The following is a 13,378-nucleotide window of genomic DNA, read 5'->3' on the forward strand; positions in this document are numbered from 1 at the left end:
CGGGACGGGAAAGCGTGCGTTCAGACGTCGTCAGAAACCCACAGTGGAGGATTCAGCCGGGCTTCACGCAGGAAGCGGTCGACGTCGAGGCCGTGCTCGCTCAACCGATACTGGGCCGTGGCCAGGTGATGTTCTTCGAAGAGATGCCGGTACCACGGCAGGAGAACGAACGCCTCGACGCTCAGCTCCAGGCGACCGGCTTCCCACAGCGTGGTGAAACCGTCCGAGGCGTTGCCGCCCCGCAAGAGCTGCCGGGCGGCCCCGACACCGCCCAGCTCACCCAGCATCTGTACGAACCGCGTGGGGTTGTAGCCGATTTCCCGCTTGAGGCGTTCGGCGCCCCTGCGCATGTCGCCGTGGAACCGGTTCTCTGCTTCGCTCGGCATCCGTCTGCTCCCTGACCTGGCACCTGTGTCGGGATGAAGGGTCTCACCGTTGCCCACATTGTGGGGCGGAACAGAACGTCGAGTCCCTGGCGGCAGGGGTGCCCTCGTAGATCAAGAGTCCGGGATGTCGAACAAGGACTCCTGCGCGGTGGGTGGGGAATACGACGTCACCTTGGGCCTCTCCTTCGAGCTGCGCTTACGGACACGGGTGGTACGAGCGCGAGGCGTTTCCTCGCTTGTCTCAAGCCCCATCACGACGCTGTAACCCTCACGGGCTCGTTGCAGTCCCAGGTCCCGGAGCTCTTCGACGCTGGTTCCGACGGTTCCGACCATGCCGAGCTTCACCAGGTCAGTGAACTCCGAGCTGACGAGATAGCGGCCCACACGCTCATAGTTGATGATCCGCCCACCTCGCTCGCCGAGTGTGCAGTCGTCGTCCAGCAGCAGACGGGCATAGGAGAGGGGAAGGTACATGCCATGTGCCAGGTCGGAGGAGGAGGTCGCGGTGTCCCGCCAGTAGGCGAACTTCAGGAAGCACGAATCCTGGGCAAGACGCCATTCGTGAGGGCGTGCGGGCTCGCGGCTGAGCTGCGACACCTTCTCCAGGCGGTCCATCTGTCCGCGAAGCTGCTTGTCCACCCGGTACTCCTTGCCTCGCGGGTCCAGCCGTTTGTATTGGACGAGGACGAAGCTGTGAGTGGGATGGTGGTAGTAGATCATGTCGGTACCCAGCCGGTTCTCGACCGGGGTGGCATTGACGTTGACGATCTCGAGTCGGCGTCCTGTCGAATCCTCCAGGACATGGATGTCACACAGCACATCGCTGAGCCGCCGCCAGCCGTCGAAGAGTTGCGACATGTCTCCGAGGCCGACTCGCACGTCGTGCTCGATCAGGCTTTGCTCGAAAGGTTCCGGGATGAGACCTGCGAGATAGGTGTCGTCCCGGTTGAGGGGGCGGTCCCAGGCAGCCAATGCGGAGTGGGGGAAATCAGTAAGGCGAGTGAGGGAGTCGGCCGCGTCTTTCTGTTCCTGCCATGCGCGGTCCGCAGCATCGTCCGGCCTGAAGACAACCGGGTTGAGCCGGGCCAGCAGCCAGTCGATGTACGGCGTCAGCTCCGGGTGGCTCTGTCGGAGCGCTGCCCGGAGGGCCTGCCAAGTTTCTGTTCCGCAGTATCCCGCGCTCCCCGACAAGGCCTGCTCCACAGCCGCTCGGTGAGCAGGGGAGAGGGCGGCGAGGATGCCTTCGGGGCCGTCGAGCGGAACTGCCTCCGGGCAACTTCTCATGGGCTCGATGGTGATGCTTCTGTCCACCGGTCCCACGGTGTTGATGCGCAGAACCGACCCCACCCAGATGATGAAGCGGCCGCGTTCGGAGAACTCCTTGCGGCCGCTGCCGGCCGAGCCTGCCCTGTTGTCGCAGACAAGGAACGCTAACCGCGTCCCCTCGGGGGACGTGTCGAGTTCCGTGGGCAGTCCCTTCGTGAAACGTTGCGCGACGAGCCAGTCCGGTTCGTTCTTCGCGATCTGGCTCGGTGTAAGGGTCACTATGTAGGTCACGGGCCGACCCTACCGACGACGGAAAGGCCGGTTCGGATGTCATGCGATGCCTGGTGCAGGATGCATGTCCTAAGTTCCGTCCTTCATCACCCCTTCTCATGTCACAGGCACGGACTAGGATCGTCACCCTGGGTCTGACCATGGGGAACGGCGACCCTTGAGGGACACAAGGAGCGGGGAACAGGCATGCGGGAAGGCCGGTGGGTCACGGTCACCGAGTCCGAGTTCGATCATGAACGCCGCGGCCTGGAGGCCATCCGGGAGAAGCTGCCGGACTCCGACCCCTGGCGGGCCTGGTCGAACTTCACCTTCACCGCGAACACCGGCCACGTACGCGAGGTGGACCTGCTGGTCGTCGCCCCCGGCGGCGTCTGCATGATCGAGCTGAAGGACTGGCACGGCTCGGTCACCTCGGAGAACGGCACCTGGGTGCAGACCACGCCCGGTGGCCGCCGCCGTACGCACGGCAACCCGCTGCACCTGGTCAACCGCAAGGCCAAGGAACTGGCCGGCCTGCTCGCGCTGCCTGGCAACAAGCGGGTCTGGGTCGCCGAGGCAGTCTGCTTCACCGACAACAGCCTCCGCGTACGCCTGCCCGCACACGACCAGAACGGTGTCTACACCGTCCATCAACTGGTCGAGATGCTCAAGGCGCCCCCGCGCGACGAGCGGCGCCGCATCACGGCGATCAGCTCGCGCGAGATCGAGGCGGCCCTCAAGAACATCGGCATTCGCAAGAGCGACGCGCAGTACAAGGTCGGCCCGTACGAGCTGGAGCGGAAGTCCTTCGAATCCGGGCCCACCTGGGCGGACTACCTCGCCCGCCACAGCGACCTCCCCGAGGCCGCCCGCGTCCGCATCTACCTCAGCGAACGCGGCTCCGACGCCTCCCTGCGCCAGTCCGTCGAGAACGCGGCCCGACGCGAGGCCGCGGTGCTCGGCCGTTTCAAGCACCCGGGCGCGGTCGAACTCAAGCAGTACTTCCCTTCCGGGCACGCCGCCGGCCCCGCGCTGATCTTCGACTACCACCCGGACACCCTGAAGCTGGACGAGTACCTGGTCCAGTACGGCGAGAAGCTGGACATCCTCGGCCGGATGGCGCTGGTCCGCCAGCTCGCCGAGACCATGCGCTCCGCGCACTCCAGCCGCATCCACCACCGGGCGCTCGCCGCCCGCTCCGTGCTCGTCGTCCCCAGGCCACGAGGCAGGAAGGGTCGAGCGGTGGGGGAGGAGGCCGCCTGGCTCACCCCGCACCTGCAGATCTCCGACTGGCAGATCGCCACCCAGCGCAGCGGCGACTCCTCCCAGGGCCAGACCCGCTTCGCGCCCACCGCCCTGTCCGCGATGCACCTGGCCGACGACGCCGACGCCTACCTCGCCCCCGAGCTGACCGCCCTCAACCCCGACCCGGTCCACCTCGACGTGTACGGCCTCGGCGTCCTCACGTACCTGCTGGTCACCGGCAAGGCCCCGGCCGCCAGCCAGGCCGAGCTGCTGGCTCGACTGGAGGCGGGGGAGGGCCTGCGCCCCAGTTCCCTGGTGGACGGCCTGTCGGAGGACGTCGACGACCTGGTGCAGGCCGCCACCGCCTACCGTCCCGGCCAGCGCCTCTCCAGTGTGGACGAGTTCCTGGAGCTGCTGGAGGTCGTGGAGGACTCCCTCACCGCCCCGTCTCAGGCGACCACCGGTACGGAGGGCCCGGACGACGAGGACGACGAGACCACCGCCGACAAGGACCCCTTGGAGGCCGTAGCCGGTGACGTGCTCGCCGGCCGGTGGGAGATCCGCCGCCGCCTCGGCACCGGCTCCACCAGCCGCGCCTTCCTCGTCCGCGACCTCGAGGCCGAGGCCCGCAGGACCCGCCCGCTGGCCGTGCTGAAGGTCGCCCTCTCCGACAGCCGCAGCGAGATCCTCGCCCGCGAGGCCGAGGCCATGGGACGCCTGCGCCCCCACTCCGGCATCATCCGCCTCGTCGAACCCGAGCCGCTGCACATGGGCGGCCGTACGGTCCTGGTGCTGGAGTACGTCGGTGACGAGCGCGACGAGGGTGGGCAGGGCACCGAGGGCAGTGGGCGCCCGCGCCGCCGTGAGGAGACCGTCGCCCGCCAGCTCCGCGAGAACGGCCGCCTCCAGGTCGACCAGCTGGAGGCGTACGGCGACTACCTTTTCGGCGCTGTCGACTTCCTGGAGGGCGAGGGCGTCTGGCACCGCGACATCAAGCCCGACAACATCGCCATCCGCATCCGCCCCAACCGCACCCGCGAACTCGTCCTCATCGACTTCTCCCTCGCCGGCTACCCGGCGAAGAGCACCAACGCGGGCACCGACGGCTACCTCGACCCCTTCGTCGACGTCATCACCCGCGGCTCTTACGACTCGCACGCCGAGCGGTACGCCGTCGCAGTCACCCTGCACCAGATGGCCTCCGGTGAGCTGCCCAAGTGGGGCGACGGCAGCGTCCTGCCCCGCATGACCGACGCGAAGGAGTGGCCGTACCCGACCATCGCAGCCGAGGCCTTCGACCCGGCCGTACGGGACGGTCTCGTCGCCTTCTTCCAGAAGGCCCTGCACCGCGACGCGGGCAAGCGGTACCCCGAGCTGAAGCCGATGCGGGACGCCTGGCGCAAGGTGTTCCTCGACGCGTCGCAGACGGTCCCGTCCAGTCACCGCACCCGCGCGTCAGCCCCGGCGGCTACTGGGGCGGGGGAGGCGCTGCCCGCAGAGGGTGCCGCCGCTGCGGCGATCGCGGACGCCGAGCCGGAAAGCGCCGAGCAGCAGCGCGACCGGCTGGCCGCCGAGGTCACGCGGGACACTCCGCTGACGGTCTCCGGACTTACGCCCGCCGCACAGTCCTTCTTGTACGGCCTGGGCATCACGACGGTCGGCGAACTGCTCGACTACAGCCGCCGCAAGCTCGTCAACGCTCCTGGCCTGGGCGCCAAGACCCGCAACGAGGTCCAGCAGCGGCAGCGCGAGTGGGGTGAGCGGCTGCGCGAGATCCCCGTCTCGCCGCTGACGGCAAAGGGGCGGGCGGAGGCCAAGGAGGAGCTGGAGCAGCTCACGGCCGCCGAGTCTGCGGTTGTGGGTCAGCTCGCGACGGGCGAGTCGGCGGGCGCGCTGTCCCCGCGCACACTGCGCTCGGTCAGCCTGGACACCCTGGCCACCGTCTTCGTGCCCGCCGTCAACAACAACGGCTCCAACCGCAACAAGGCGGAGATGGTACGGCTGTTGCTGCGGCTGCCCGACGAGCACGGCGTGCTGCCCGACATCGGTGTCTGGCCGAAGCAGAAGGATGTCGCGGACGGCCTTGGGCTGAGCCATGGCCGTATCCCGCAGATGCTCAAGGAGGAGCGCAAGCGCTGGAAGGCGGAGCCTGCCGTCCAGGCGCTGCGCGAGGAGATCATCGACCTGCTGGTGAGCATGGGGCGGGTCGCTTCGGCGGTGGAGATCGCGGATGCCCTGGCGGTCCGGCGCGGCACGCATCTCGCGGGGCGTGAGCAGCGGCGGGCGATGGCGTTGGCCGCTGTGCGGGCTGTGGTGGAGGTGGAGCAACTGGCCCCGCAAGAGGCCGAGTTCCAGCACCAGCCGAACCGCAAGGCGACGGACGAGTCTCTGGGCGCCGGCCTGCTCGCGCTCGACGTGCGGGAGAGCGACGGCCCAGACACTCCGACTGCGCCGGGCTTGTTGGAGTACGCGACCCGTCTTGGGAAGACGGCTGATCGGCTCGCCCGGCTGGACACCCTGCCGACGGCGGCCACTGTGCTGGCCGAGCTGGGCGCGCTGACGGTGCCGCCGGGCGCGGTGGACTGGGACGAGCGGCGGATGGTGGAGCTGGCGGCTGCGGCGTCAGTGAATGCGGCTGCTACTCCGCGTCTGGAGATCTACCCGCGTGACCTGTCGCTGGTCCGGGCGCTGCGACTCACGCAGGCCGGGCTCGTCCGCTGGATCCCGGGTATGCCGGAGGGGCAGCAGCCGGGACTGACGGGCGAGGCCGTGCACGAGCGGGTCCGTGCTCGCTTCCCGGAGATGGTCGTTCCTGACGGGCGTGGCGGCACGCACCACGAACTACCGACGGGGGGCCCGCTCACCAAGGCGTTGCGCGACGCCGGCTTTGAGCTGTCGCTCAACATGCACGAACGCGAGGGCGTGCTGCGCTACTTGCCGACGCGGGTGGACGACGCGTCGAGCTATCTGACGACGGGTGCGTGGCGGCAGTCGACGCGTACGGGCGCGGTGACGCGATACGCGGACGACCCGCAGCTCGCGGGCGCGGTACGCGCGGAGGAACGACTGCTTGCGTCGGCCCGCCGGGACGGGTACCGGGTGCTGACCGTACGGCAGCAGTTGGTGCGGGACGCGGTGCGGGAGCTGGGCGCCGAGCGACTGGGCACGGTTGCGGTGTCGGTGACAGAGCTGTTCCTGGAGGCCCTGCACGCTCAGGTCACGCCGGGTACCAAGCCCACGTGGGAGACGCTGCTCAAGGCGGACGCCGCCGAGCCGGGCTCGAAGGGCGCGGTGCGGTTCGCGGAGTACGCGCGGACGGCTTGGGGCGCGGTGGAGCCCCGGATCGCGAAGCTGCTGGGTAACGGTGGTGGGGGCGGCGGGGCCGGGCCTGTACTGCTGACGGAGGCCGGGGTGTTCGCGCGGTACGACGCGATGGGCGTCCTGGACCGACTGGCGTCGGCGGCCCGGCAGGGCGGGCGGGGGCTGTGGCTCCTGGTCCCGCAGAGCGACCCCTCGCGTGAGCCCCGGCTCGGGCAGGTGGCCGTGCCGTACCAGGCCGGCCTGGGGGAGTGGATTCAGCTTCCGGACACGTGGGTGGGGAACGCCCATCGCGGGTCCGGCGAGGTTGTGGCTAGTGCCAGTGGTGTCGAGGGAGACGCGAAGTGATCGACCGCAAGGCTCTGTTGAATGACCTGAAGCAGCAGGTCAAGGCGGTCGAGACCGACCTCGGGCGCCAGGTGAAGGCGCTGGGTGAGGTCGGCGCGCGCCTGAGGGCCGAGTACGACCAGGCGCGCAAGCTCGGGCGTACGGCGGCGACATGGACCTCGTGGTTGGACGAGCGGGTCACGCAGGTCGCGGTGGCGTGGGTGCTGGGGACTGTGTTCGTGCGGTTCTGCGAGGACAACCGGCTGATCCCGGAGCCATACCTGACGGGGCCGGACGGTGACCGGCGGGAGTTGGCGGAGTCTCGGTACGACGCGTATGTGGAGTCGGACGAAGACCCGACGTATCGGGGGTGGCTGGAGAAGGCGTTCGAGGAACTGGGGCAGGGGCAGGCTGGACGGCTGCTTTTTGATAAGCGGCACAATCCGCTGTACCAGGTCCCGCTTTCGCATGACGGTGCGCGGGAGCTGGTCGAGTTCTGGCGGGGGAGGGATGAGGGGGGCGTCCTCGTCCACGACTTCACCGACCCGCTGAACGAGGACGGTACGGAGGGGTGGGACACGCGCTTCCTGGGGGATCTGTACCAGGATCTAAGCGAGGCCGCGCGGAAGACGTACGCGCTGCTTCAGACGCCGGAGTTCGTGGAGGAGTTCATCCTCGACCGGACGATGAACCCGGCGGTGCGGGAGTTCGGGTACGAGGAACTGAAGATGATCGACCCTACTTGTGGGTCGGGACACTTTGTGTTGGGGGCGTTTCGGCGGCTTGTACGGCTGTGGGGGGAGGGGCAGCCGGGGCGGGATGTGCATGAGCGGGTGCGGGCTGCGCTGGACTCGGTGCACGGGGTGGACATCAACCCATTCGCGGTAGCTATTGCTCGGTTCCGGTTGTTGGTTGCGGCTATGGCTGCAAGCGGCGTGCGGACGTTGGACGAGGCATCGAAGTACGAGTGGCCAGTCCACCTAGGGGTCGGCGACTCGTTGATCAAGTCCCGCCGGTCCCAGCAGGGCAACCTGTTCGGCGAGGCGGGCGAAGATCTCGTGGATGAGCTGGCTGAGTTCAAGTACGCCACGGAGGACGTGCAAGAGCACCCGGAGATCCTGCGGCCGGGGCGGTACCACGTGGTGGTGGGAAACCCGCCCTACATTACGGTGAAGGACAAGAAGCTCAACGAGCTGTATCGAGAGCTTTATCCGGCCTGCGCGGGCAAGTACGCGCTGTCGGTTCCGTTCGCTCAACGGTTTTTTGAGCTGGCCAAGCGCGGAAACGCTGAAGGGCGCGGCTACGGCTTGGTCGGACAGATCACCGCCAACTCCTTCATGAAGCGGGAGTTCGGTACAAAGCTCATCGAGGGGTACTTCGGACACGCCGTGGAGCTGACCGAGGTCATCGATACCTCGGGTGCCTACATCCCGGGACATGGGACTCCGACGGTCATTCTGGTGGGCAGGCAGCGGGGCGGCGACAGGCGATCGTCGGTGATCCGGACTGTTCGCAGTGTGCAGGGTGAGCCGTCCGCGCCGCAAAATGCCGAAGAGGGGCTTGTCTGGCAGGCGATCGTGGAGCAGATCGACAAGCCTGGTTCGGTGAGCCAATGGGTGTCTGTGGACGACTTGCACCGCAAGAAGTACTTCGGCAAGCAGCCTTGGATCCTGGCCGACGGCGGTCTGGAGCTGAACTCGTCCGTTGAGGAGAACGCCGTCGAGCAGCTGCGCTCCGTACTTTCGCGCGACATCGGTTTTGCTAGCTTTCCGGGCCAGGATGATGCCTTCATTAGTGACCCGCATTCGCTGCGGCGTCAGGGCATCGATTCCACCGTTGCGCGCCCGCTGGTTATTGGTGAAGTTGTGCGGGACTGGGATGTGGAAACCGGTGATAGTGCAATTGCTCCATACAGTGGTGACCTCAAACCGTTGCCGTACGATGACGGCAGCGCTTGGGGGCGGTGGTTGTGGAAGGTGCGCAGTCACTTGCGGTCGACCACGGACTTTGGGGGACAGACACAGCAGGACCAAGGGAAACCTTGGTGGGCATGGTATCGATGGGTTTCCGAGCGTTACCGAAGCCCCTTGTCGATCACGTTCGCGGAGGTTGCCACACATAATCGCTTCGCGCTGGATCGGGGTGGGAAGGTTTTCAAGCAGACCGCGCCCGTGGTGAAACTCAGGGAAGGCGCCAGTGAAGAGGAGCATCTCCAACTCATCGGTCTCCTGAACAGTTCTACCGCTTGTCTATGGCTAAAGCTGAACTGTCACGACAAGGGAATTCGAGGTGAAGGGGGAGGTTTTACCAGCTCTGAATGGGAACGATTTTACCAGTTCAACGGCTCAAACATTGAGCGCTTTCCACTGCCCGTTTCCTATCCGACCGCCCTCGCTGCTTTGCTCGACGCCCTTGCCCAGCAGCTTTCCGCCACCACCCCCTTCGCCGTGGCAAGAGCCACTACCCCCACGGCCTCCGCCCTCAGGGAGGCTCATGAGGCGTGGGAGCCGACCCGTGTCCGGATGATCGCCCTCCAGGAGGAACTGGACTGGCAGGTCTACTCCCTCTACAACCTCCACTACGAAGACCTCCGCGTCTCCGAGGACCCCGACGACCCCAACATCCCCGGACTGGCCCTTGGCGAGCGTGCCTTCGAGATTGTCCTCGCCCGCCGCGTAGCCGCAGGTGAGGCCAGTGACGAGTGGTTCAAGCGGCACAACTCCACTCCCATCACGGAGATCCCCGCCCACTGGCCCGCGCCCTACCGCGGGATTGTCCAGAAGCGCATCGACGCCATCGAGACGAACCGCGCCATCGGCATGGTCGAGCGACCTGAGTACAAGCGCCGCTGGGCCACCGAAGGCTGGGACGCCCTCCAGGAGAAGGCTCTCCGCTCCTGGCTGCTCGACCGCATGGAGAACCGAGACCACTGGTTCGACGAGAACGGGCAGCCCACCATCCTCACCCTGGCCCGTCTCACCGACGCCCTCTCCCGCGACGAGGACTTCGTCTCTGTTGCCGCGCTCTACGCGCCCCGCAAGGAACTCGCGAAGGTCGTCGCCGAGCTGATCACCGACGAGCACGTGCCGTTCCTTTCGGCCCTGCGCTACAAGCCGTCCGGCCTGAAGAAGCGCGCTGACTGGGAAGAGGTGTGGGACCTTCAGCGCAAGGAGGACGCCGCGCCGGACGAGCCCGCCAAGCGAAAGATTCGGGACTCCATCCCCGTGCCACCGAAGTACACCTCGGCCGACTTCCTCCGCCCCTCCTACTGGAGGGCGCGTGGCAAGCTCGACGTGCCCAAGGAGCGGTTCATCTCCTACGGGCAGGCCAATGCGGCCACTCCCGACCTGTATGGCTGGGCCGGCTGGGATCACCGGGAGCAGGCGCAGGCCCTGGCCACGTACTTCACCAACACCGCGCTGACCGCCGAGGAGATCACGCCGTTCCTCGCCGGCCTGCTGGAACTCCAGCCGTGGCTGTCCCAGTGGCACAACGAGTTCGACATGCTCTACAGCGGCTCCCCGGCGGACTTCTTCGCCGGTTACCGTCAGCAGAAGCAGGGCGAGCATGGACTCACGGACGACGATCTCCGTAACTGGCAGCCCCCGGCCGCAACCCGAGGCCGTCGCGCCGCTGTGAAGAAGTAGCCGGAAACGACTCGGTGTCGTGCCCATACGCCGATGCCGAGTCTGCCGGACGAGGGGCCACCTGGTGCGTGCGCGGGTGGCCTCCGGTCGGTACGCGCAGCTCGGCCCAGACGGTCTTGCCGGGAGCGGCCGGGCGAGGGATGACGCCCCAGTCGTCCGCGAGGGCGGCGACGAGGAGCAGGCCGCGGCCGGCCTCGGATGCGGAGTCGGGGGTTGGGGGAGTGGCCGGGGGCTGTTTCTCGGCGCGGGTGTCGGTCACCTCGATGCGGAAGGTGCCCTCGGCTAGGGTGAGTTGGACGTGGAAGTCCCGGCCGGGGACGTGGCCGTGGCGTACGGCGTTGGCGCTCAGTTCGGCCGTGATGAGGGTGAGGGTCTCGTTCACCGGGGTCGTGTAGGGATGGCCCCAGTCGTCCAGGCGGTGCGAGACCAGTCGGCGGGCGAGGCGGGCACCGCGTGGGGTTGAGGTGAAGCGCATGGCGAACTCGCGTTCGGGTGCGAGGTGCTGTGGCATATGCCCGTTCGGGGGAGTTCCTGACTTCATGCGGTCAACGGTCGCGGACTCTGCGTAGCGTTGAACAGGAGCGACGTGCTGACGGGTGCGGGCTGTACACCCGGGCGGTGCGCTTGTACGTGGTGTGGGGCGTGACCGGTTTCCGGGCCGTGCGTTGGGCGGGCGGAGTCCGGTGGCCGTGATGGTCGTACGGGAGGAGCTGCGGCGTGGACGACGAGGTTCAGCAGCCGGAGTACGAGGTCGGGACGGGCATGCTGTGCGTGTTCGGACGGCAGTTGAAGCTGTTCCGGGATCGCGCGGGCATGGACCGCGCGAGGCTCGGCTCGCTGACCGGCTACTCGGCCTCGACTATCGCGTCGTTCGAGCAGGCGAGACGCATTCCGCCGCCGAAGTTCATCGACCAGGCGGATGAAGTGCTGGGGGCTGGTGGGGTGCTGAGCGCGAGCAAGGAGGAGGTGGCTCGGGCTCAGTATCCAACGTTCTTTCGGGATGCGGCACGGTTGGAGGCCAAGGCGGCAGCCCTGCACCTGTACGCGACGAAGGCAGTACCAGGGCTGTTGCAGACGGAAGAGTACGCGCGAGCGGTGTTCTCCATGTGGCGTCCGCTGCTGGACGAGGGCACCATCAGCCAACGGGTCGCGGCTCGCCTCGCACGCCAGGAGATCTTCTCCCGTGCCCCGATGCCCACCATCAGCTTCGTCATCGAGGAGTTCGTTCTGCGGCGACCCCTCGGTGGACGGGCCGTTATGCGGGGTCAGTTGGAGCAGATTCTTCTGCACGGGCACCGGCGTAACGTGGAAATCCAGGTGATGCCGATCGAGCGGGACGAGCATGCTGGGTTGGATGGCCCCTTCACCTTGATCGAGACGCACGAAGGGCAGAGGATCGCCTACGTGGAGGCGTACAAGGACAGTCGTCTCTATACGGAGCGGAGGCAGGTACGGGAGATCGAGGAGCAGTACGGCATCCTTCGGGCTCAGGCGCTCACTCCGCGCGAGTCCCTGACCCTCATCGAGAAGTTGCTTGGAGAGAGATGAACGCCAAACAGCTCATAGTGCCGGTACCCGAGTCAGCCTGGTTTAGGAGCAGTTACAGCACAGGCTCGGGGGGTGAATGCCTTGAGGTCGCCGCCCGCCCCGGCGCGGTCCAGGTCCGTGACTCAAAGGACACAACCCGCGCCGCACTCGCCGTAGACCCCACGGCCTGGGCCGTCTTCGTAGAGTTCGCGGCACTCTGATTGCAGGGCCTTTCGGCGGGCGTGTGCTTGCCGAGGGCCCTGTGCATGTCCGCCTCCACAGACCTCAGCAGCCCTCGCGCCCCGCTCACCCGGTGCCGCGTCGGCGTCGGCTGCCGGCCGATCAACGTTCGCCCAGAGACGCTCGGTTCGCGACGGCGATCGCCTTCCCGGGCGCCGATCGACATCGTGGCGGACCCAGACCGCGCGTCACCGTCACTCGCATAACGAGGCCCCAACGGAGCTGACAGAGTACGGTCCTTGGCGCGCGGACCTACTGTAGGTTCCTGGCATGAATCAGGGTAAAGAGATCGAGAACCCCGAGTCGCGCTTCTCCGCGTTGCTGCTGGCGGCAGCGAAGCTTCCAGGTGTGCGTATCAACAGGGAGGCCTACCTCCGAAGTGCGTTGGCTCGCCGCTGCTCCGAGGACGACATCCGAAGAGCGATAGAAGAGACGCCCGCTGCGGCGGGCATCCCCATCGAGGTTCTCGACAAGGTCGCCAACGACTCCATCCGCTATGAAACCGGTAAGGTCAGCGCTCTCTCCGCCGCTGCCGGGATACCCGGCATCTTCGCCCTTCCCGCTACCGTGCCCGCCGACCTGGCCCAGTACTTCGGCCACATGCTGCGTATCGCGCAGAAACTCGCGTACCTCTACAGCTGGCCCGATCTGTTCTCCGACGAGGGTGATGACGTCGATGACGCGACCATGGGGGTGCTCACGCTGTTCTTCGGCGTGATGTTCGGCACCCAGTCGGCGAACGCCGCCGTGGGGAAGGTCGCGGCGATGATGTCCGAGCAGGCTGCCAAGAAGCTGCCTCAGAAGGCACTCACCAAGGGCCTCATCTATCCCATCGTCAAAAAAGTCGCAGGCTACCTCGGCGTCAAGATGACAAAGGATTCCTTCGCGAAGAGCGTCTCGAAGGCCATCCCTCTCGTAGGAGCCGCTGTCTCCGGCGGGCTCACTCTTGCGACCTACCTTCCGATGGCCAAGAGGCTCAAGAAGCACCTCTCCAGCCTGCCACTGGCGGAACCGTCGCCCCGAGAGACGAACGGCGAAGTCGTGGACGGCGAAGTCGTGGAAGACCAAGAACCTTTCGCCCCAGCACACGCTGAAGAGCACGACGCGGACACCACTGCCGTCAAGCTGGAGGAACCTCAGTCATGACAAGGC

Annotated in this window: 8 protein-coding genes; 5 read left to right on the forward strand and 3 right to left on the reverse strand. The window is 67.1% G+C overall.

Features of this window, described 5'->3' with window-relative positions:
* Nucleotides 1-20 precede the first annotated feature (20 nt).
* Together OG852_RS34180 and OG852_RS34185 are read right to left on the reverse strand one after the other, a co-directional pair.
* Nucleotides 21-386, reverse strand: a complete 366-nt coding sequence (locus OG852_RS34180) for a hypothetical protein (protein ID WP_330349951.1) — start codon at nt 384-386, stop codon at nt 21-23.
* Between the two features lie 111 nt (nt 387-497).
* Nucleotides 498-1,943 (reverse strand): hypothetical protein, encoded by a 1,446-nt coding sequence (locus tag OG852_RS34185; protein WP_330349952.1) that lies wholly within the window; start codon nt 1,941-1,943, stop codon nt 498-500.
* Between the two features lie 186 nt (nt 1,944-2,129).
* On the opposite strand from OG852_RS34185, the gene pglW reads away from it, so the two are divergent.
* Both pglW and pglX read left to right on the forward strand, forming a co-directional pair.
* Entirely contained in the window at nt 2,130-6,833 is a 4,704-nt protein-coding gene (gene pglW / locus OG852_RS34190) for a BREX system serine/threonine kinase PglW (RefSeq protein ID WP_330349953.1), read from the forward strand.
* Nucleotides 6,830-10,459, forward strand: coding sequence for a BREX-2 system adenine-specific DNA-methyltransferase PglX (pglX, locus tag OG852_RS34195; RefSeq protein ID WP_330349954.1), 3,630 nt, complete (start codon nt 6,830-6,832; stop codon nt 10,457-10,459). The genes pglW and pglX overlap by 4 nt, the downstream gene beginning before the upstream one ends.
* Here the strand turns inward: pglX and OG852_RS34200 are convergent.
* Nucleotides 10,386-10,934, reverse strand: a complete 549-nt coding sequence (locus tag OG852_RS34200) for an ATP-binding protein (protein WP_330351546.1) — start codon at nt 10,932-10,934, stop codon at nt 10,386-10,388. The genes pglX and OG852_RS34200 overlap by 74 nt on opposite strands.
* Nucleotides 10,935-11,176: 242 nt before the next feature.
* On the opposite strand from OG852_RS34200, the gene OG852_RS34205 reads away from it, so the two are divergent.
* The 3 genes from OG852_RS34205 (at nt 11,177) to OG852_RS34215 (ending at nt 13,372) form a co-directional block, all read left to right on the forward strand.
* The gene (locus tag OG852_RS34205) at nt 11,177-12,007 is read left to right on the forward strand and encodes a helix-turn-helix domain-containing protein (protein ID WP_330349955.1); all 831 of its coding nucleotides are present in this window, start codon (nt 11,177-11,179) and stop codon (nt 12,005-12,007) included.
* The gene (locus OG852_RS34210) at nt 12,004-12,207 is read left to right on the forward strand and encodes a DUF397 domain-containing protein (protein ID WP_330349956.1); all 204 of its coding nucleotides are present in this window, start codon (nt 12,004-12,006) and stop codon (nt 12,205-12,207) included. The genes OG852_RS34205 and OG852_RS34210 overlap by 4 nt, the downstream gene beginning before the upstream one ends.
* Before the next feature lie 289 nt (nt 12,208-12,496).
* Nucleotides 12,497-13,372 carry a hypothetical protein gene (locus OG852_RS34215; protein WP_330349957.1) on the forward strand — a complete coding sequence of 292 codons (876 nt, stop codon included), beginning with the start codon at nt 12,497-12,499 and terminating at the stop codon, nt 13,370-13,372.
* Nucleotides 13,373-13,378: the final 6 nt, after the last annotated feature.

Origin of the sequence: Streptomyces sp. NBC_00582 (assembly GCF_036345155.1) — a bacterium.
Classification (GTDB): domain Bacteria; phylum Actinomycetota; class Actinomycetes; order Streptomycetales; family Streptomycetaceae; genus Streptomyces.

What these genes read in the sequence shown, in the direction of transcription:
- OG852_RS34180 (WP_330349951.1), bottom strand. Translation starts at nt 386, where the DNA reads ATGCCGAGCGAAGCAGAGAACCGGTTCCACGGCGACATGCGCAGGGGC.
- pglW (WP_330349953.1), top strand. Translation starts at nt 2,130, where the DNA reads ATGCGGGAAGGCCGGTGGGTCACGGTCACCGAGTCCGAGTTCGATCAT.
- OG852_RS34200 (WP_330351546.1), bottom strand. Translation starts at nt 10,934, where the DNA reads ATGCGCTTCACCTCAACCCCACGCGGTGCCCGCCTCGCCCGCCGACTG.
- OG852_RS34210 (WP_330349956.1), top strand. Translation starts at nt 12,004, where the DNA reads ATGAACGCCAAACAGCTCATAGTGCCGGTACCCGAGTCAGCCTGGTTT.
- OG852_RS34215 (WP_330349957.1), top strand. Translation starts at nt 12,497, where the DNA reads ATGAATCAGGGTAAAGAGATCGAGAACCCCGAGTCGCGCTTCTCCGCG.